This is a genomic window from Streptomyces sp. NPDC051987, from assembly GCF_040680735.1.
GTDB lineage: Bacteria > Actinomycetota > Actinomycetes > Streptomycetales > Streptomycetaceae > Streptomyces.
Genome location: NZ_JBFAXI010000061.1, coordinates 1 through 19,261, shown reverse-complemented (window position 1 = coordinate 19,261; position 19,261 = coordinate 1). Strand labels below are relative to the sequence as shown.

At 72.0% G+C, this 19,261-nt stretch carries 16 protein-coding genes; 7 read left to right on the top strand and 9 right to left on the bottom strand.

Translation table 11 applies throughout. The features are described from left to right. Positions 1-3 precede the first annotated feature (3 nt). The 3 genes from AB0M11_RS27930 to AB0M11_RS27920 all read left to right on the top strand — a co-directional run bounded on the left by AB0M11_RS27930 (position 4) and on the right by AB0M11_RS27920 (position 4,241). Positions 4-1,272: a glycosyltransferase gene (locus AB0M11_RS27930; RefSeq protein WP_365710191.1), complete on the top strand. Its 1,269-nt coding sequence runs from the start codon at positions 4-6 to the stop codon at positions 1,270-1,272. A gap of 68 nt (positions 1,273-1,340) precedes the next feature. Next, the gene (locus AB0M11_RS27925; protein WP_365710190.1) at positions 1,341-1,664 is read left to right on the top strand and encodes a hypothetical protein; all 324 of its coding nucleotides are present in this window, start codon (positions 1,341-1,343) and stop codon (positions 1,662-1,664) included. Positions 1,665-1,784: 120 nt separating this feature from the next. Beyond that, the gene (locus AB0M11_RS27920; RefSeq protein ID WP_365710188.1) at positions 1,785-4,241 is read left to right on the top strand and encodes a transglycosylase domain-containing protein; all 2,457 of its coding nucleotides are present in this window, start codon (positions 1,785-1,787) and stop codon (positions 4,239-4,241) included. A gap of 43 nt (positions 4,242-4,284) precedes the next feature. Here the strand turns inward: AB0M11_RS27920 and AB0M11_RS27915 are convergent, their stop codons facing one another. Beyond that, positions 4,285-5,037 carry a polysaccharide deacetylase family protein gene (locus AB0M11_RS27915; protein WP_365710184.1) on the bottom strand — a complete coding sequence of 251 codons (753 nt, stop codon included), beginning with the start codon at positions 5,035-5,037 and terminating at the stop codon, positions 4,285-4,287. Beyond that, on the bottom strand, positions 5,034-6,368 hold the full coding sequence (locus AB0M11_RS27910) for a UDP-N-acetylglucosamine--N-acetylglucosamine transferase (RefSeq protein ID WP_365710182.1): 1,335 nt from the start codon (positions 6,366-6,368) through the stop codon (positions 5,034-5,036). The genes AB0M11_RS27915 and AB0M11_RS27910 overlap by 4 nt, the downstream gene beginning before the upstream one ends. A gap of 645 nt (positions 6,369-7,013) precedes the next feature. On the opposite strand from AB0M11_RS27910, the gene AB0M11_RS27905 reads away from it, so the two are divergent. Then, positions 7,014-7,694: a phosphatase PAP2 family protein gene (locus tag AB0M11_RS27905; RefSeq protein WP_365710180.1), complete on the top strand. Its 681-nt coding sequence runs from the start codon at positions 7,014-7,016 to the stop codon at positions 7,692-7,694. Between the two features lie 123 nt (positions 7,695-7,817). Here AB0M11_RS27905 and AB0M11_RS27900 read toward each other — a convergent pair whose 3' ends face one another. The 6 genes from AB0M11_RS27900 to AB0M11_RS27875 form a co-directional block, all read right to left on the bottom strand. Next, complete coding sequence (locus AB0M11_RS27900; RefSeq protein ID WP_365710178.1) at positions 7,818-8,846, bottom strand: M56 family metallopeptidase; 1,029 nt, start codon at positions 8,844-8,846, stop codon at positions 7,818-7,820. Between the two features lie 4 nt (positions 8,847-8,850). Continuing rightward, a complete protein-coding gene (locus tag AB0M11_RS27895) occupies positions 8,851-9,279 on the bottom strand; it encodes a BlaI/MecI/CopY family transcriptional regulator (RefSeq protein WP_365710176.1) in 429 nt (142 codons plus the stop codon). A gap of 53 nt (positions 9,280-9,332) precedes the next feature. Continuing rightward, complete coding sequence (locus tag AB0M11_RS27890) at positions 9,333-9,455, bottom strand: hypothetical protein (RefSeq protein WP_365710174.1); 123 nt, start codon at positions 9,453-9,455, stop codon at positions 9,333-9,335. A 235-nt stretch (positions 9,456-9,690) separates the two neighbouring features. Then, the gene (locus tag AB0M11_RS27885) at positions 9,691-10,785 is read right to left on the bottom strand and encodes an ABC transporter substrate-binding protein (RefSeq protein WP_365710172.1); all 1,095 of its coding nucleotides are present in this window, start codon (positions 10,783-10,785) and stop codon (positions 9,691-9,693) included. Between the two features lie 73 nt (positions 10,786-10,858). Continuing rightward, positions 10,859-11,740 (bottom strand): ABC transporter permease, encoded by an 882-nt coding sequence (locus tag AB0M11_RS27880; protein ID WP_365710170.1) that lies wholly within the window; start codon positions 11,738-11,740, stop codon positions 10,859-10,861. Then, positions 11,737-12,597 (bottom strand): ABC transporter ATP-binding protein, encoded by an 861-nt coding sequence (locus AB0M11_RS27875; protein WP_365710168.1) that lies wholly within the window; start codon positions 12,595-12,597, stop codon positions 11,737-11,739. Before AB0M11_RS27875 ends, AB0M11_RS27880 begins: the two co-directional genes overlap by 4 nt. A gap of 258 nt (positions 12,598-12,855) precedes the next feature. Here AB0M11_RS27875 and AB0M11_RS27870 point away from each other — a divergent pair, with 258 nt between their 5' ends. From AB0M11_RS27870 to AB0M11_RS27860, 3 genes are all read left to right on the top strand, one after another. Then, entirely contained in the window at positions 12,856-14,550 is a 1,695-nt protein-coding gene (locus AB0M11_RS27870) for a sensor histidine kinase (protein ID WP_365710166.1), read from the top strand. Further along, positions 14,547-15,236 carry a response regulator gene (locus AB0M11_RS27865; RefSeq protein WP_365710164.1) on the top strand — a complete coding sequence of 230 codons (690 nt, stop codon included), beginning with the start codon at positions 14,547-14,549 and terminating at the stop codon, positions 15,234-15,236. Before AB0M11_RS27870 ends, AB0M11_RS27865 begins: the two co-directional genes overlap by 4 nt. Positions 15,237-15,591: 355 nt before the next feature. Continuing rightward, on the top strand, positions 15,592-17,364 hold the full coding sequence (locus AB0M11_RS27860; RefSeq protein WP_365710162.1) for a hypothetical protein: 1,773 nt from the start codon (positions 15,592-15,594) through the stop codon (positions 17,362-17,364). 87 nt (positions 17,365-17,451) lie between these two features. Here the strand turns inward: AB0M11_RS27860 and AB0M11_RS27855 are convergent, their stop codons facing one another. Continuing rightward, positions 17,452-18,633 (bottom strand): magnesium and cobalt transport protein CorA, encoded by a 1,182-nt coding sequence (locus tag AB0M11_RS27855; protein ID WP_365710160.1) that lies wholly within the window; start codon positions 18,631-18,633, stop codon positions 17,452-17,454. Positions 18,634-19,261 lie beyond the last annotated feature (628 nt).

Sequence of the window (19,261 nt, the reverse complement as noted above, 5' to 3'; positions counted from 1 at the left end):
TTCATGCGAACAGTGGTGATTTTCGCCGCGGGATCCCGCGGCGACGTCCAGCCCTGCCTGGCCCTGGGGCGAGCACTTCTCCGTCGGGGTGACACGGTGAGGATCCTGGCCAGTCTCCGCTACCGGCGTCTGATTGCTGAGGCGGGCCTCGAACTTCATCCCCTTCCGGTCGACCCGGTGGAGATCGTCGAGTCGGCCGAAGGGCAGGAACTCCTCGCCGGACGACGGAACCCGGTGGCGTTCATCCGGCATATGGACCGGGTCCTACGACCCCGCATGATGTCGATGCTGGAGGAGACGCAGGTCGGCGCGAAGGGAGCCGACCTGGTTCTGGCACCGACCTTCAGCTTTCTCGGTCTTCATCTGAGCGAGTACCTCCAGGTCCCGCACGCCGTCATTCACTTCCAGCCGAGCCAGCCCACGAAGGTCTTCCCGCATCCGTTCGCGCCGGCTGCCCGGATGCTGGGCGGGGTGGGCAACCGGCTCAGTTTCAGTGCCGTCGACTTCGGGTCCTGGATGGTGTTCCGACGGTTCGTCAACGCATGGCGCCGGGAGAGTCTGGGCCTCCCGGAGCTGTCCCTGTCAGCCCCCTTCCGGCCGGTTCGCCAAGCCCCCGTGCTGTGTGCGTTCAGCCCCACTGTCGTGCCGAGGCCGTCCGACTGGGGACGGAACGTCCACGTCACCGGCTTCTGGCACCATGATCAACCGCTGTGGACCCCACCACGGCGACTGCTTGCCTTTCTTTCCGACGGCCCCCCGCCCGTCTACGTCGGATTCGGCAGCATGAAAACCGGCGACCCCGAGGCGACCGACGCCCTCGTACGGACGGCCCTGCGTCGGGCGAACCTGCGTGGAGTGCTGCCAGGGGACCCCGCCACCAGCGAGGACGACATCCTCGTGGTCGACGACACCCCCCACGACTGGCTGTTTCCCAGGATGGCCGCCGTCGTCCACCATGGCGGAGCCGGCACGACGGCCTCGGCACTGCGCGCCGGGAGACCCTCCCTGGTCTGCCCGTTCTTCGGAGACCAGCCCTACTGGGCCGCACGGGTGCACGAACTCGGCGCGGGGCCCACGCCTCTGCCGGTCTGTAGGCTCACCGTTGCCGCCCTCGTCGATCGCCTGCACGCCCTCACCCAGCATGCCCCCTACACCGAGACCGCGCGCCGGCTCGGCCGGGACCTGGAAGCCGAGGACGGGGTTGCCCGGGCCTGTCAGGTCCTGGACCGGCTCGGAGTCGGCTCAGGCCCCGTGGACCGCGGACGTGTCTGATCAGCGGCGCCTCTGATCCCTTCGGGCGGATCCGCTCCACCGCCTTCGCGTCTGACGGATGCGCCGCGGTGACCGTGACCACCACCGCCAACGCGCTGATCCAGCTCCATGCCGACCCGCCGCTGCGGGGCCGCGTGCTGTCCGTCTGCTTCCTCGTGCTCCTCGGCGGCACCCCCGTCGGCGCACCGCTGGTCGGCCTGGTGCCCGACGCTCTCGGAGCCCGCTTCACCCTGGGCCTGGGCGGCGGCGTCTCGCTCATCACCGCGCTCGCGCTCTCCGTGTGGTTCGCGAGCCGAACCCGAGGGGGCGTCCGCGGCCCAGCACGGGCACCCGTGACCAGCTCGACCGGTACTCCGGTCCGGCCGAGGAGGCAGCGGCGGCCCGACCTCTGACGGCGTCCCGCCGCCGCACGCCCCGGACCAGGGGGCGGCTGCGTGCGTGGTGCCGGAGCACCTTACTCTTACAACATGTAGGAGACCTCGGGGCGGGGTGCTGACTGAGGAGTGGCGAGAATGAGCGAACACCGGCGCCGACCGTCGGGGCGGACCGCACCGTCAGGATCCGACGGCATGCACCACGGTGGCCGGGCCGCGGCGCGCAGGGCTGCGCAGTCCCGCGGCGGGCGCGCCCGCCGCGCGGAGCGCGCGCGAGGTACGGACGCCGGACGGGCCGGCCGGCGTCGCCTGATCGACTACCCGCGCACGGGCAGACGCGGCCTGCGCCGGTGGCTGCCGTCGTGGAAGCTGGTGTCCGGCACCTTCCTGGTGTTCGTCACCGGCCTGCTGGGCCTGTTCGGCTACGCCTACGCCACGACGACCATTCCCGGCGCGAACCCCAGTACCCAGGCCCAGAGCAACACCTACTACTGGTCGGACGGCTCGGTGATGACCACCCAGGGGGCGACCGACCGGCAGAACGTCGACCTCGCCCAGGTGCCGAAGCTGGTGCAGTGGGACTTCCTGGCCGCGGAGAACGCCACCTTCTACTCCGACCCGGGCGTCGACACGCAGGGCATGCTCCGCGCCGTCTACCACATGGCCACGGGCGGGGAGGTGCAGTCGGGGTCCACCATCACCCAGCAGTTCGTGAAGAACACCTACCTCAGCCAGGACCAGTCGGTCACCCGCAAACTCAGGGAGATCATGATCTCCCTCAAGATCGGCGGCCAGCTCTCCAAGCAGCAGATACTGCAGGGCTACCTCAACACCTGCTACTACGGCCGGGACGCCTACGGCATCGAGGCCGCGGCCCGTACCTATTACCACGTGCACGCCTTCCAGCTGAGCGTCAGCCAGGGGGCCTTCATCGCCGCCACGGTCAACGAGCCGAGCCTGCTGATGCACGCCGACACCGATCCCCGGGCCAAGGCCCAGGCCGAGGCCCGCTGGACCTACGTGCTGAGCCGGATGGCCAAGATCCACAAGATCACCGCCGCCCAGGAGCAGCAGTACCTCGCGGCGGGGTTCCCCACGCCCAAGCCGTATGCGCCGTCGGCGGGCATGGCCGGGCAGACCGGATACCTGGTGCAGACCGCGGAGAAGTACGTCGAGGCCCACACGTCCCTCACGGACCAGCAGCTGGGCCACGGCGGCTACCAGATCTACACCACTTTCGACAAGAAGAAGGTCAGTGCCCTGTCGATGTCCGTCGCGGCGATGGAGCGGAAGCATCTCGATCCGAAGCACCGCACGGCCGACAAGGACGTCCAGGTCGGCGCGGCGTCGATCGATCCGTCCACCGGCGCGATCGTCGCGCTGTACGGCGGCCCCGGCTGGAACAAGGGGCACTGGACGGACAACGCGGACGCGACCGGCGTGCCGGTCGGCTCCACCTTCAAACCCGTCGACCTGGCCGCCGCCCTCGACCACGGCGCCGTCCTCTCCCCGGGGCAGCCGGCCTCACCGATCACTCCGGCCTCGAAGTTCGACGGCGACGACGGCATCACCATCAAGAACCAGCAGGGCCAGGAGCTCCCGGACGCGAACGACCCCACGGGGCTCCTGCACCAGCGCAACGACGTGACCACGAAGTGGGGTTACATCACCCTGCGCAAGGCGATGGAGCAGTCGGTCAACACCCCCTACGTCCAGCTCGGCGAGTACGTCGGCTACCACAACGTGGAGGACGAGGCCCTGAAGGCGGGGCTCCTGCGCACCAGCCTGCAGTACGACACCCCGGGCTTCTACATCGGTACCTCCACACCGTCGGCGATCCGGATGGCGGACGTGTACGCCACCTTCGACGACGGCGGGGTGCAGCACGAGCCGTACTCGGTGACCAAGGTCGTCGCCGACGGGCGGCAACTGACCGGCTTCGACAAGCCCAAGGGCACCACGGCCATGCCCTCCTCGACCGCCGACACCGTCACCGACGTCCTGCGGGACGTCGTCAAGAACGGCACCGGTACCAACGCCCAGGCCCTGGGCCGCCCGGCGGCCGGCAAGACGGGCACGACCGACGACTACAAGTCCGCCTGGTTCATCGGCTACACCCCGCAATTGACCACGGCCGTCAGTATGTTCAAGGAGGACCCGAAGAACGCCGGCCTCCGGTCGATGCAGGGCGTCGGCGGCTACGCCAAGGTCTTCGGCGCCGACATGCCCACCGAGGTGTGGACCGGCTACATGAACGCCGCCCTCCAGGGACAACCCGTCCAGCAGTTCCCGCCCGCACCCGAGCTCGGTCAGTCCACGGACGAACACGGCGCCCCTTCGCCCACGCCCTCCGCCTCCGCGGCCCCGAGCACCCCCACGGCCACTCCGACCGCACCGGTCACTCCGACCCCCACCACCGCACCGTGTCATGGGCACCGGAAGCACTGTGTCGGCCCGAGCCCGACCGACACGACCGGAACCACCGCCGGTACCGGCGGCGGCCTCCTCGGCGGCACGACCGGCGGCAACACCTCACCGACACCCACGCCGACGGGCAGCACACCGACGCCGACAGGCGTCCGCGGGCGGCCCTGAGCCGTCGGGTCGTCCGAGGCCCGGAGTGTGGCTCAGGGAGCGTTCAGCCGCAGTGCAGGCCGGGGACACCGTGCTCGCGGAGGGGGCCGACCTGCCAGCCGCGTTCCTGGCAGGTGCCCAGGATGCGCGGCAGCGCGGCGAGGGTGGTGCGCCAGGAGCCGGTCGCGGAGGTGCAGTCGGAGTCGTGCAACAGGATGGTGCCGCCACCGCGCAGGTCACTCAGGACGGTGCGCTCGACGGACCGCGGGGTGGCCCGCCTGCGCCAGTCCTCGCCCCAGCAGGTCCACAGCACCGGGGTCATGCCGAGGCGTCGGCAGGCCAGATGAGCGGCCGTGCTCATCACCCCGTACGGCGGCCGGAAGAGCACGGGTGGCCTGCCGGTGACGTCGGCCACCGCGTCGCGGGCGCGGGCGAGGTCGTCGTAGGCGGCGCGGGGACCGCGGAGCAGCAGCGGGCGGTGGTGCCAGCCGTGGACGGCGACCTCGTGCCCGGCCGCGGCCATCTCCTTGGCGAGCCCCGGTGAGCGGGCCAGCATCGAGCCGAGCAGGAAGAAGGTGACCCGCAGCCCGCGTGCGTCGAGGAAGTCGAGGAAGCGCGGGGTGGACAGGTGGTCGGGGCCGTCGTCGAAGGTGAGCGCGACGTGATCCGGCCGGCCTCGGCCGGCCAGGCGCGGCATGGCCGCGTTGCGCAGCGGCCCGAACGTGGAGATGACGGGCGCCGCGTGCAGTGCGGCGAGCGCGGGCACCGCCGCGGCGGAGGCGAGCGCGGTGGCGCGGGCGAGGCGGGCCGGGGTCATCGTCCGTCTCCGTCCAGGTAGTGGGCGACGGCGGTGAAGCGGGCGGGCGTCTCGGTGTAGGCGTGGGCGAGCGGGGCGGCGACGCCCAGGCAGGCCGTGGCGGCCACGGTGACGGCCGTCAGGGCGATCCGTCGTCGGCCGGTGACGCGCCGCGCCACGGGCTGTGCGTCCGGCGCGGGGGGCGGCCCGGTTCTGGCGGCGATGGCGGTCACCGGTCCGGGGGCCAGGCGGTGCAGGTCGAGTCCCACCGCCCGCTGGGCCCGGCCGCGCGGCCCGTGGAGGAGCTCGGCCAGCACCGGGCCGAGGTCCGCCGGGTCGCGGATCCAGGCCGCCAGGCCCGCCTCGGCCAGGGCGGCGGCGTTCGTCTGGCCGTGGCCGGGTATGCAGCGGTAGCTGGCCACCGGCAGCCCGGCGGCGAACGCCTCCAACGAGGTCAGCCCGCCCGCGTTCTGCACCAGGACGTCGCAGGCGTGCATCAGCCCGGCCATGTCGTCCACCCAGGCGAAAGTGTGCGCGACGCCGTCCCGGCGCAGCTCCTCCGCGAGGCCCTCGTTGCGGCCGCACACCACCACGGGTACCGCGGCTCCGGTCTCCCGTATCTCGGCTGCGGCCCGTCGCACCGGTCCGACACCCCACGACCCGGCGACCAGCAGGGCCAGGGGAGCGTCCGCGGGCAGGGCGAACCGCTCACGGGCGGCGGTCCGCTGCCCGGCGGTGGCCGGGGTGAAGCGCGCGTCGGTGACCGGACCGACGACCGTGGCGGCGGCCGCGCCCTGGAGATGGGCCTGGGCCGCCGGCACCGGGTGCACGGCCAGGTGGGCGTCGATGCCGGGGGCGACCCAGAGGGTGTGGACGGAGAAGTCGGTGAGGTAGGTGAAGGCCGGCACCGTCAGCTTGCCGCGCCGGCGCAGTGCGCCGAGGACCTGGCTGGCGCCGGGGTAGGTCGAGACGACCGCGCGGGTGTCCGGCGCGAGCGCCCGCAGGGTGCGCTGCTCGGCCGCGCGAAACAGGGCCCGCCACAGCGCGCCGGGGCGTGCGGCCCGGTCGGTGGCCGCGTACAGGCGCTGGTAGCCCTCCGGCGTCCAGGTCAGCATGCGGTGGTAGGTACCGCACAGCAGCCGGCCCGCACCGGTGGGCAGCAGGTCGAGGAAGTCGTGCCGGTCCACCAGGTACCCGTGCTCGGTCAGCCGCTCGGCCAGCCCCGCTGCCGCACCGTCGTGTCCCGCGCCGACACCGGCCGAGATGATCGCGATCCGCCCGGCGCCGCCCTGCGGCGGTGCGGCGGACGGCGAGGGCGTCGGCTCCGGCACCATGTCGTGACGGTGGACCACGGTGGATCGCCTCCTGATGGGCTACGGGGCACGCCGGGCAGTGCCCGGCCCGGACGGCGCTGCGGGCAGGCCGAGGCCGCGCCTGCGCGCGGCCCAGGACCACGTCTCGACCGCTGTGGTGCCGAGAAGGCAAGCTACTACATGATGTAGGACTTGGGAAACGATCGCCGCGGGGCGGGTGTCCGGAGGCGTTTCGAGTGCCGCCGTCCGGGTGGGTGCCGGTCAAATTACTACAACGTGTAGAGGAAGTTGACGGTCGCCGGGCGAGTCGTGGCGCCGGTGACGGCAGCCCTCCTCGCCGGTGCGGCGGCCCAGGATCCGCGGGCGATGCCGACGGGGTTCGGGGTGTGGGTGCGGCGTCGGTGGCCGGGCGACCTCCCGGGGATCAGGTTCAGATGGAGGGGCTTTGTGGGCGTCACCTGCCAGCGCCCGACCTCGGTCGCGCTGTGCGGCCGGACGGCCCGCCCTTCTCGCACCTACAAGATGTAGTAGATTGGTCCGGTGGTCACCCTGACATCGCCGCCATGTCATTCGCACGTCACCTCGCGAGCGAGAGGCGACCGGTGACAGAGCCCGAACCCCGTGGCCGCTCGCTCATCCCGTGCGCACCTGACGCGCGCACAAGGACGGAAGGACCTCTGCCTTATGGCCGCGGCCGCCACCGCGCAACTGGCCCTCGACGGATCCGGCATCGACGGCTCGTTGTTCACCTCGGTCACCGACTTCGCCCGTGACACCAAGTGGCTCAACACGCCCATGGAGGTGTGGACCAACCTCGGGCTCGGGGTCTTCGCCATGCTCATGATCGCGGGCTGGTGGACCGCACGGCGCCGCGGCCCGCGGGCGATGACCCTCGCGCTGGCCGCGCCGGTCGCCGTTCTGACGGCCTTCGCCGCCGCCGAGGTCGTCAAGAAGCTCGTCGCGGAGGTGCGGCCCTGCCGTTCGATGCCGCACGCCTACCTGGTCGACAGCTGCCCGGCACCCTCGGACTACGCCTTCCCCAGCGGGCACGCCACCGTGGCCGCCGCGACCGTGGCAGCGCTCTTCTTGCTCGACCGCCGGCTGAGCGCCGTCGCCGCCATGTTCGCCGTACTGGAGGGCTTCAGCCGGGTCTACGTCGGCGCCCACTACCCGCACGACGTCCTCGGCTCTGCCGCCGTCGCCCTCCCGGTCGCCTACCTCGTCAGCTCGGCACTGGCCCGCTGGGCCACCCCGCTGGTCCGCTCCCTGACTCATGGGCCGCTGCGCCCGTTGCTGACGACCGAGCCCCTCACCACCACGACGGAGCCGGCCAGGCAGGCAGCCTCGGCCGGGGACGCACGGTGACCCCCCGTCAGGCAGCGGGGCCTGCCGGCATCTCGCGCGGAAGCGGGCGCCGGCATCAGGCTCACGCCCGCCCGTGCAACGGCCTTCTCGCCCGGCGGGGTGAGAACCGGCGCGCCGGGCGGATCAGAAGTGCCGCTCTCCGTGCTCCGGACGATCAGGGGCGGCAGAGCAGCCGTCCGGTCCGTGCCGTGGCGCGTCGTCGTGGCCGGTCGGCGCGGCGGCGGTGACGCTACCGGCGTGTGCCCTGCACAGCGCCCACTGCGCGCTGTCCAGCATGCGGTCGCTGTCCGAGGCGGCGTTCGCCAGGCTCGCGCAGCAGACGGCCAGCAGCAGAATGCCCGCCAGCAAGGGCAGGCTGCGACGGGCGGGCGGCGGGGCCAGCAGGGCCCGTACCCGCTGGGGCACCACCCCGCCGGTCGCGGCCAGCGCCGCCGGACGGGACGCACCAGCGGACGCCAGAGCGGCGCGGCCCACGGCGTGGGCGACGACCGTACGGTCACCGACCCGCTCGGCGGCCTCCTCGTCCGCCCAGCGCTCCAGCACGAAACTGCCCGCGGCGGCCACCGGCCGCAGCAACGGGTTCAGGGCGGCGGTGAGCCGCCACACGCTCTGGAACACGTGGTGACGCCCCCGCAGATGCGCCCGCTCGTGGGCGAGCAGTGCCTCGCGCTCGGCGTCACCGAGACGGCGCAGCATCCCCCGGGAGACGACGATCCTGCCCGGTGAACCGGGCAGGGCGAAGGCCAGCGGGACGTCGTCGTCGAGTACGGCCAGCTCCGTGTCCCCGGGCAGGCCGGCGCACTCCCGCCGGGCCCGGAGCAGGTGGCGGCCCTGCCGGACGGCGGCCACGCCGAAGGAGACGACACACACCGCGAGCACCAGCGTGCTGACGGCCGCGACCACGGCGTAGACGGGATCCTGGGAGCGCAGCGCGGAGACGGACCAGCGGCCCTCCTCGGCGATCTGCGGGATCTGCGCCACTCCGGTGAAAGCCAGCAGGGCGAGGGATCCCGCCCATCCGGCCGCGGTCACCAGCGCGGCGCAGGCCAGCGCCAGGGCCGCCACGCGCGGGGGCAGCCGGTGCGCGACGGGCGGTGCGAGCACGGCGAGCGCCGCCGTGACGAGGAACGGGATGTAGACGCTGATCAGCACCGGCTCACCGCCTCCCGGGCGAGCGCCGGCTCTCGGGGGGTACGTCGTCGTGCCCGGACAGCAGCTGCTGCAGCAGGTGCTCGTCCTGTTCGGACAGCTCCGAGACGAAGCGGGCCAGCACCGCCTGACGGTCGGAGCCACCCGTCAGCAGGGAGTGCATGCGCCGGGCGGTGTGCGACGCCTCGTCACGAGCCGGCTCGTAGGCATAGCCACGGCCCTCGCGGTGCCGCACCAGCATGCCCTTGTCGTACAGCCGGGACAGGATGGTGAGCACGGTCGTGTAGGCGAGGTCGCCCGGCAGCCGTTCCCGGACTTCCCGCGCGGTCCGGGGACCGTCCGCCGCCCAGAGCGCGGCGAGTACGTCGCTCTCCAGTTGGCCGCGAGCCCGCCTCCCGGACGCCTCGTGGGCTTCCTCGTCTCCTTGCTCCGTCACCTCGCCGTCCGCCTTCCCTCGCCGTCGTCGCGTACAGGCTACCCGCCTCTGTCCTACTTGTTGTAGGAGGTGTCCTTGCGGGAGACCGCCAGGTAGCCGACGAAGCAGGCGATGGCGGACGTCCAGAACGCGGGCACGGCACCCAGGGCGCCGCCCCGGTGGGCCGTGGCGGGCACGCAGATCGCGACGGCGAAGAGGACGGCCGAGCCGAGGTGGCCCAGGCGGTCACGGTCGGTGCGAGGGTGCTGTGGCCGGCGCGCGTCGATGATCGTCGTCGCGGCCCGGCGGTCTCCCGCCCGACCGCCACTGACGCGGGAGGCGGGGGCGGCGGACGTGGCACGGCGGTCAGGACGCGTTACATGCCGGGGGCCGCCCCGGTGCTGTCACCTGGGCGGCCCCGTGCGGTGGCGGTCAGCCGGTCGGCCCGGCCGGGGTGGTGGTGGTCGTGAAGCCCTCCGTCTTGTTGGCCTGCAGGGCGAAGTCGTTGGTGAACGTCTTGCCGAGGTCCACCGAGCCCTTCACGTTTCCGACGAGCTGCTCCGTGGCCAGGGAGGTCTTCGGACCGCCGGCCGGCATGATGCCGTCCGGGAGGAACTGGCCCTTGTCCTCGGTCAGGGCGGTGATGTAGTCGGCCTTGGTCACCAGCTGGTTCGACACGAACGACGCCGGCAACTTGTCGGCTATGTCGGCCGCGCTGTGCGTGCTGATCCAGTGCATGGTGGCGACGAGCGCGTCGACGACCTTCTGCACCGTGTCCTTGTGCGCGTCCACCCAGTCCGTGCGGGCGAGCACACTGGCCGCGGGGAAGGCGCCGCCCATCGCGGCCGTGGCACCCTGCGTGGTGGCCAGGTCGATCGCGGAGGTGCCGACCCCCTTCTTCTCGATCGCGGCGACCGTCGGCTGCGTCGTCATCACGCAGTCGACCTTGCCGTTCTGCAGAGCGGCGATGGCGGTGGAGCCCGCACCGACGCCTATCCGGTGGAACTGGCTCGTCTTGACGCCCTTCTTGGCAGCCAGGAACTGGGTGAGCGTGTCGGTGCCCGAGCCCAGGTCGGTGACGCCGAGGGTCTTGCCCTTGAAGTCGGCGCCCGAGGTGACCCCCGACTTCTTGGTGCACATCTCCCGCTCGCCCGGTGCACCGGAGAGCTGGACGACGTCCTCGACCGCTTTGCCCTTGGCCTGGAACTCGATCGTGTGGTTGTACCAGGCGCCGGCCATGTCGACCTGCCCGGAGGCCATGGCTTCCTCGGCGCCGACACCGCCGTCCTGCTCGGTGCTGAGCTGGACGTCGACGCCGTACTTCTTGTAGAAGCCGAGGTTCTGGGCGAGCTGGTAGGGCAGGTAGATCTGCTTGTCGATGCCGCCGACCATGAGCTTGACCGTCGGTGTGGAGCCGGAGCCGCTGCTCGCGGTGGTGCTGCCGGAGTTGCCGGAACAGGCGCTGACCGCGCCGAGAGCGAGGACGGCGAGGAGAGACGCGGCAACGGTGGCGGGTCGTCTGGACATGGCAGGCCACATTCCTTCGGTGAGGTGGGACGGTGAGGCGGGGAAGAGCGGGGGAGGGGAGGGCGGGGCCGGGTCAGAGGGCGTTGGACGCCTCGGAGGGGGCCGGCGGTCGCCAGGACAGCAGCCGGTGTTCGAGCTTGCCGATCACCCACTCGGCGCCGAGCACGATGACCGAGATGACGAGCATCGTGGCGAACACGCCGTTGGGGTCGAAGTTGTTCTGCGCGGTCTTGATGACCAGGCCGAGGCCGCTCTGCGCGCCGAGCACCTCGCCGACCAGTGCGCCGACGATGGCGAAGCCGAAGGCGCTGTGCAGGCTGGCGATGATCCAGGTGAGCGCGGAGGGCACGGTGACGTGCCGGATGATCTGCAGCTGGGAGGCGCCGAGCACCTTGGCGTTGGCGAGGATGTTGCGGTCGACCTCCCGCACGCCCTGGAAGGCGTTGAAGAAGACGATGAAGAACACCAGCACCGCGGCGAGCAGGATCTTCGGCAGCACGCCGATGCCGAACGCGACGATGAAGATCGAGCCGAGGACGATCCGCGGGATCGCGTTGACCATCTTGATATAGGGGCCGAGGACGTCGGCGAGGAAGCGGCTCTGGCCCAGCGCGACACCGAACACGACTCCGGTGACCGCCCCGACGGCGAAGCCGACGAGTGCCTCCTGGATCGTCGTCCAGATGTTCGCGTAGAAGGATCCGAACTCGGTGCCGTGCCGGAAGAGGTCGACCAGCCGCTTGGCGATGCCGGAGGGCTGCCCGAAGAAGAACGGGTCGACGAGCCCCCAGGCGGTGAACGCCTGCCAGCCGCCGACGACGAGGACCGCGAGCCCGATCCGGCCGGCCCACACCAGGGCGACGCGACGCCGGCGAGCGCGTCTGGCGGCGGCCGCGGCCGAAAGCTGTGCGCCGTCCTCGACGGGAGCGGGGGAAACTGCGGACGCCGTGCTCATGCCGTACCTCCTGCGGTGCGTGCGTAGGCGCGCTCCACCTCCTCGCGCAGCGAGTCCCAGATCTGGTGCTGAAGTTCGATGAAGCGGGGCTGGAAGCGGATCTCCTGCACCGAGCCGCGCGGGCGGGGCAGGTCGATGTCGAAGACCGCCTTGACCGACCCGGGGCTGGACGTCATGACCACGACCCGGTCGGCGAGCGCCACGGCCTCGTCGAGGTCGTGGGTGATGAAGATGACCGACGGCCGGATCTGCTCCCACAGGCCGAGCAGCTCGGTCGACATGATCGCCTTGGTCTGCACGTCCAGGGCGCCGAACGGCTCGTCCATGATGAGGATCCGGGGTTCGTTGATCAGCGCCGCGGCCATCGCCACGCGCTTGCGCATACCGCCGGAGAGCTGGTGCGGGTAGCGGTCCTCGAACCCCGTGAGGCCCACCCGGCGCAGCCAGTCGCGTGCCGAGACCTGGGCCTGCTGTTTGGGCACCCCGCGGAAGACGGGGCCCATCAGCACGTTGCCGAGCACGGTCTTCCAGGGCAGCAGGGCGTCGGCCTGGAACATGAAGCTGACGCCGTCGGTGACGCCGTCCACCGCACGGCCACCGACCCTGACCGAGCCCTCGCTGGGCCGGTCGAGCCCGGACACCATGCTCAGCGTCGTCGACTTGCCACAGCCGGTCGGGCCCACCACCGCGCAGAACTGGCCGGGCTCCACGGTGAACGACACGTCCCGCAGTGCCGTGAACACCTCGCCCGCGGGAGTCAGGAATCGTTTGGTGAGTCCGGAAATCTCGACTCGCGCGCTGTCCTGGCCGGCTTTCGCGGCGACCGGACTCGCTGCGGCATCGTTGCGCAAAGCCATCTGAGTTGTCTCCTTCCTGACCTCGGGGGGTCTGACCTCGGGGGTCGAGGAAGGCAGACGCTAGGGGCCGCCGAGTGTTACGTCGCTGTTTCGGCCGTATCCCGCGTAAGCCGTGTTAGCCGGACTTCTGCTCGTTCTGCTCAGCGATCCGGGGCTGGGCAGAGAGCCGAAGGTGGGGGCACAATCACGCCACCACGGGTACGGCGCAGGGGCCGGGCCCGATAGCCGTACGACAGGCGAGAGACGCGAGGGACGCTGGTGAAACCCATCCGTATCACGGTCGGACGTGGCGGGAAGGGGCGGCTTTCCGCGCGCATTCTGGCCAACCAGCTGGCCATCCTGGCGCTGACCGGGCTGATCGGTTTCGTGCTGTTCGCCTTCGCGCAGCGGGGCGAGATCGACCGCGCCTACGAGCAGCGGGCGCTGGACATCGCGCAGACCACGGCCGCCGATCCGCAGATCCGGGACGCCATGGAGTTCGGGGGCGGCGGCGCCGTGGTGCAGGCCGTGGCCGAACGGATCCGCGAGGCGTCCGGGGCGTCGTACGTGGTCGTGCTCGACCTGCGCGGCATCCGCCATTCCCATCCCGACCCGGAGCTGATCGGCGACCCGACGGGCGACCCGATCGTGGTGCTGGACGGCAGGCCCCACGTCGGTACCGACCAGGGCGCGACCGGGCGGTCGGCCAACGGCAAGGCTCCGCTGTACGGGCCCACGGGCAAGCTGGTCGGCGAGGTCTCCGCGGGTATTCCCGAGCACTATGTGCTGGGGGAGCTGTGGCGCGAGCTGCCCACCTTCGGCCTGTACAGCGCCATCGCCGTCGCGCTCGGCGCGGCGGCCGCCTTCCTGCTGGCCAGGCGGCTCAAGCGGACGACGTTCGGGCTGGAGCTGGAGGAGATCGCCGGTTTGCTGCAGGACCGGGAGGCGATGCTCCACGGCATCCGTGAGGGGGTCGTCGCCTTCGACCCCGACGGCCGGATCACGGTGGTCAACGACGAGGCCCGCGACCTGCTCGGCCTCGGCACCGCGCTCGGCAGAACGCTGGCCGAGGTCCTGCCGGACGGGCGGCTGCGCCGCGCCCTGGACGGCACCCTGACGGGGAGTGACATCAGTGTGCTCACCGACGACCACTGCCTGGTCGTCAACCGGATGCCCGTGGCTCTGCACGGCCGTGAACTGGGCGCCGTGGTCACCGTGCGCGACCGGACCGAGCTCATCGGGCTGCTGCGCGAACTGGACTCGGTGCGCGGGCTCACCGACGCGCTGCGCGCCCAGCAGCACGAGTTCACCAACCGGATGCACACGGTGGCCGGCCTGCTGGACATCGGCGACCACGACGCCGCCTACGAGTTCGCCGTCGAGACGGCCGGCGCCGAGCAGGCGCTGACCGAGTCGGTACGGGAACGGATCGGCAACCCGCTGCTCGTGGGACTGATCGTCGCCAAGACCACGGTGGCCGCGGAACGCGGGGTGCGCATCGTCCTCAGCGACGACTCCGCGCTGGGCGAGGACCCGCCGCATCTGCGCCGGCTGCTGACCATCGTCGGCAACCTGCTGGACAACGCGATCGACGCCTCGACGACCGGACCGGCGCGGCCGGGCGGCTGTGAGGTGCGGCTGCAGCTGATCGAGGCCGTCGACGTGGTGCGGGTGGAGGTGGCCGACACCGGGCCGGGCATTCCGTCGGGCGCCACCGAGTCGATCTTCGAGGACGGCTGGTCGACCCGCCCGGACCGGGGCACCGCCCGGCGCGGCCTCGGACTCGCCCTCGTCCACCGGCTCGTGCAGCGGCACGGCGGCGCGATCACGGTCAGCGAGGGGCCGGGCGCGGTCTTCACCGTGACGCTGCCCGTGCCCGACACCGCCCCGGCCCCGCAGGGCGCCCTGTTCACCGCGGTTCCGCCGGTGCCGGTCGGCGCGCCGGGCGGTATCCCGGGGGGTGACCGCTGGTGATCCGGACCCTGGTGGTGGACGACGACTTCCGGGTCAGCCGCATCCACTGCGACTACGCCTCCCGCGTGAGGGGCTTCGAGGTGGTCGGCCAGGCGGCTACCGTGGACGCGGCGCTGGACGCGGTGCACGACCTCCACCCGGACCTGCTGCTGCTCGACATCTTCCTGCCGGACGGCAGCGGACTCGACGTGCTGCGCCGGCTGAGCGGCGACGAGGGCGGCGACCGTCCCGACGCCATCATGATCACCGCCGACCGGGACATCACCTCGGTGCGGAGCGCGATGAAACTCGGCGCCGTCGGCTACCTGGTGAAGCCCTTCGGAGCGCCCGACCTCGCCGAGCGGCTCACCGTCTACCGCGAGCTCCAGCACCGCATGGACGCTCTCGGAGCGGTCCCGGAGACCGACCAGGCCGATGTGGACGCCCTGTTCAGTGCCGCCCGGCCGCCGGCCGTGCCCCGCGTCCCCGCCAAGGGCCACTCCGCGCCGACGCTCGCCCTGCTGCACCAGACCCTGCGCACCACGCCCGACGCCCTGTCGGCCGCGGAGGCCGCCGAACGCACCGGCGTCTCCCGCGCCACGGCCCAGCGTTACCTCTCCTACCTGGTCAAGGAGGGCATGGTCCGCCTCGAACTGCGCTACGGAGCCACCGGACGCCCCGAGCACCGCTACCGCGCCGCGCACTGAGCCCGCTCAAGGGCAGTGCGCAGGGAGTGAGCGTCGGCGTGTCCGACGCCGTGATCCTCGCCTACGAGCACCGAATGCGTCCGGACGGGCCTGACCGCTCACGCCCGCGTGCCCGCGGTAAGAGACGGGTGACCCTTCGGTGAGCGGTTTCACGCGAACCGCTTACCGACTACGTCCTTGTAGACGTCCAGGTGAATTGGGGATGATCGACACGGGGCGTGCGTTCGTCCCTGTCCTGAACGGCGGGAGCGTGAACTCCGTGCCGGGGCGGTCGGACGAGCCTCCGGCCCGGCGGAACCGGCCGGCCCACCACCTGTGGTGCCGCCCGGCGGGAGCCAGGCAGAGGAGGCACTTCTTGGCTGACACCCATCGCGGCGGAACGGGCGTCGAGATCCGTCGTCGTACGGCGACGCACCTGGCGGCATCGTCCCCGACCCGGGCCTCGGCCGTCGGCGTCGCGGACGCCGGACCCCAGCAGTGGCACCGCGGGATGACCCTGCTGGCCGCGATCAGCCTGTTCATCGGCACGCGCGACGCATGGACGACCGCGATGGCGTCGCGTCCGCCGGTCGCCGCCGTCATCTCCGTCTGCTACGCCTCGATCCTCGTCTGTTCCGTCCTCGCCCTCCTCGTACGGCGCCGACCGGCACTGATCAGGGTCGACGCGGCGGTACTCGTCACCGCCGTCGCACTGGTGGTCTGCGGCTACCTGCTCGACCACACGGGCACGGACGAAGCCGCGCTGACCTCCCAGGCCGCCGCCCAGATCCTGCACGGCCGTCCGGTCTACGGCCAGGCATGGCCGTGGTTGTTCGACATGCACGACGTCGGGATCACCAAGACCATGTCCGGCGGCGCCGACTACACGTACGGCTATCCGCCGCTGACCGCCCTGCTGGCTGCACCGGTGCACGCCGTCCTCCACTCGACGGCGGCCGCGACCCTGGTCCCCACCGTCGCGCTGCTCGCCTCCTCGGTCCTGCTGTGGTTCCTGCTGCCGGCACCCTGGCGATCCGCCGGTACGGCCGTCTGCCTCGGCTTCGGCCTGCTGCCCCACTATGCCTACGCCGGCTACCCGGCCGTCACGGCCCTCGCCCTGCTCGTCGCCGTCGTGGTCCGCTGGCCCGGCACCGGCGAGGGTGGCCACCTCGGGGCAGGGGGCGTCCTGCGGGCCGCCTGCCTGGGTGCCGCCTGCGCCGCCCAGCAACTCGCCTGGTTCCTCGCCCCGTTCCTCCTGATCGGCCTGTACGCCGTCCGACGAGGCGAACTCGGCCCCCGGCGAGCCCTGGCGGTCACCGCCCGCTACACGGCCACCGCCGCTCTCACCTGGGCCGCGGCCAACGCGTACTTCGCCGTCCAGGACTTCTCCGGCTGGCTGCACGGCATCCTGCTGCCACTGGACCAGAAGGCGATCCTGCACGGCCAGGGCGTGATGGGCATCTCCTACTACTTCACCGACGGCAGCAGCCGCCTCGACTTCTACTCGTACGGCAGCCAGCTGCTGCTGTTCGGCCTGCTCGCGGCCACCCTGCTGTTCATCCGGCGGCTCGGCCCGGCTCTCACCGTCCTGCCGTGGCTCGCGTTCTACCTCGCCACCCGCTCCCAGGACGGCTACTTCCTGATGATGACCCCGCTGTGGCTGGCGGCCGCCGCGACCGTCCCGGCCGCCGCGTTCGCCACCGCCTGGCAGCCACGCCTGCCCCGCCTCACCGGCCGGCGCGCCAAGGCCGTCGTCGCGGCCGGCCTGCTCGCCCCCGCCCTCGCCTGTGTCGCGATCGCCGCCGGGAGTCCGCCGCCGCTGCGCATGAGCCTCGCGCCGCACTTCACCCAGCGCGGCTCGCGTGCCGGTGTCTCCGCCATCGACGTCCGGGCCGTCAACACCACCGGTACGGCACTGCAGCCGCACTTCGCGAGCCGTACCGGCCAGGGCGCCTCCAACTGGTGGACGATCACCTCGGGACCGGCCGTGCTGGCGCCGCACGCCTCCGCCGAGTATCGCGTGGCGCCCGAGGGCGGTTTCCGGGCGATCTCCCGTGGCCATGGGCCGGGCAGCTATCTCATCGCCGTCACCGGCACCCCGATGACGATCAGCTCCGCCCACATCCCCGACGGTTCCGCAGCGCGGTAGGAGACGGTGCCAGGCAGGTCGCGAGCGACCGGCAGGCTGTGCCCTCTGCCCGGACTCCCCTGGCGCAGCCCCTCGTCGGCCGGTTGCTCAGAGCCAGTCCTTCCGCTTGAAGATGAGGTAGAGACTGGTGCAGACGATCGCCATCAGGACGATGGCGAAGGGGTATCCGAGTGCCCAGTGCAGCTCCGGCATCTCCCGGAAGTTCATGCCGTAGATCGTGCCGACCAGGGTCGGGGCGAAGAGGATGGCCGCCCAGGAGGAGATCTTCTTGATCTCCTCGTTCTGTTCGAAGCCAGCCTCGGCCAGCGCGCGCATCTCGGCGTTCTGTTGCTGGGTGACCAGGGTCGCGTTGACCGTGAGGATCTCCGTGAGGGCCTGGCGGAAGCCGTCCACGCGTTCGCTGATGTGGGTGACGTGGTCGGCGACGTCGCGGAGGTAGCGCTGGAGCTCCTCGTCGGTCTCGTACTTGGTGAAGCCGGCCATCAGACCGTGCAGCATGCCGACGAGCGGACGGGTCGCGCGCTGGAACTCGACCATCTCGCGGGAGAGTTCGTAGATGCGGCGGGACACCGACGGGTCACCGCGGAAGACCTCGGTCTCGATCTCGTCGATGTCGTTCTGGACGCCCTCGACGACCGGGGCGTAGCCGTCGACCACCGCGTCGAGTATCGCGTAGAGGACCGCCTCCGGGCCGAGCTTGAGCAGGTCGGGGGAGTCCTCCATGCGGCGGCGGACCGCCGAGAGGTCCGGGGCCGCGCCGTGCCGGACCGTGATCACGAAGTCCGGGCCGACGAACACGTGCAGCTCGGCGAAGTCGACCTCCTCCGGCGCGTCCAGGTAGCGGGCGGCCCGCAGGACCACGAAGAGCGTGTCGCCGTACCGTTCCAGCTTCGGGCGCTGGTGAGCCTCCATCGCATCCTCGACCGCGAGCGGATGCAGGTCGAACTCGGCGGCCAGGGAGAGGAGTTCGTCGGAGGTGGGGCGGGCCAGGCCGATCCACGCCATGCCCGAGGGCGTGTCGCGCAGTGCGCGGTAGGTCTCGGCGAGCGTCGCCGGTGTCGACACGCGCACCCCGTCGCTGTACAGCGCCGCCTCCACGATGCTGGGCGGCTCGCCGGTCTCCGCCGCCGACGCGGAGCCCGGCTCCGGCGGCTCGGCGGTGTCCGGCTCCGCCGGCAGCGCGCGGCGCCAGACCGACCTTCTGGTGCCGCGGCCGTTCCTGCCGTTCGCGGAGTTCTTCGCGGCCGGGCTGGGGCGTCGCTCGGACATCGCGGCCGCCTCTCCGTGGAGCCTGCATCGGCGTGAGCTGGGTGATCCGCGTGGCTCGGGTGAGCACACGTGATCGGTGGATCTCGTCGCAGGATATACGGGGCATTCGGGCCCGGCGGAGAGGTTCGGGGACGGGATTCGGTGAGAGGGTGGACGAGGCGTGTCCGGGCTCGGGGCAGCGTGCCCGGCATGACGAAGCAGCCGTCCGGCCCGGTCCCCGGGCCGCCACGCCGGACGCGCGGCCACGCCGGACGCCGTGGATGCCGTGGACGGTCGAGACCTTCGGGGCGGGGCGGTGAGCAGGGGGCCGTGCCATGCCGTCCGCCGACTGCGGCCTCGTCGTGGCTGGTCGCGCAGTTCCCCGCGCCCCTTTGGGGCGGTGCCGTGCCATGCCGTCGGCCGGCTGCGGCGTCGTCGTGGCTGGTCGCGCAGTTCCCCGCGCCCCTTTGGGGCGGTGCCGCGTTGTGTTGTCTCTCGGCTGTGGCGCCGTTGTCGCTGGTCGCGCAGTTCCTCGCGGCCCTTTGGGGGGCGGGGTGTGGATAGGGGGCGTTGCGGGCTGCTCGTGGAAGCCCGCAACGCCCCCGGGCCGGTCACCGGGGGGGGGTTGAGGTCACGAGTTGAGCTGCGG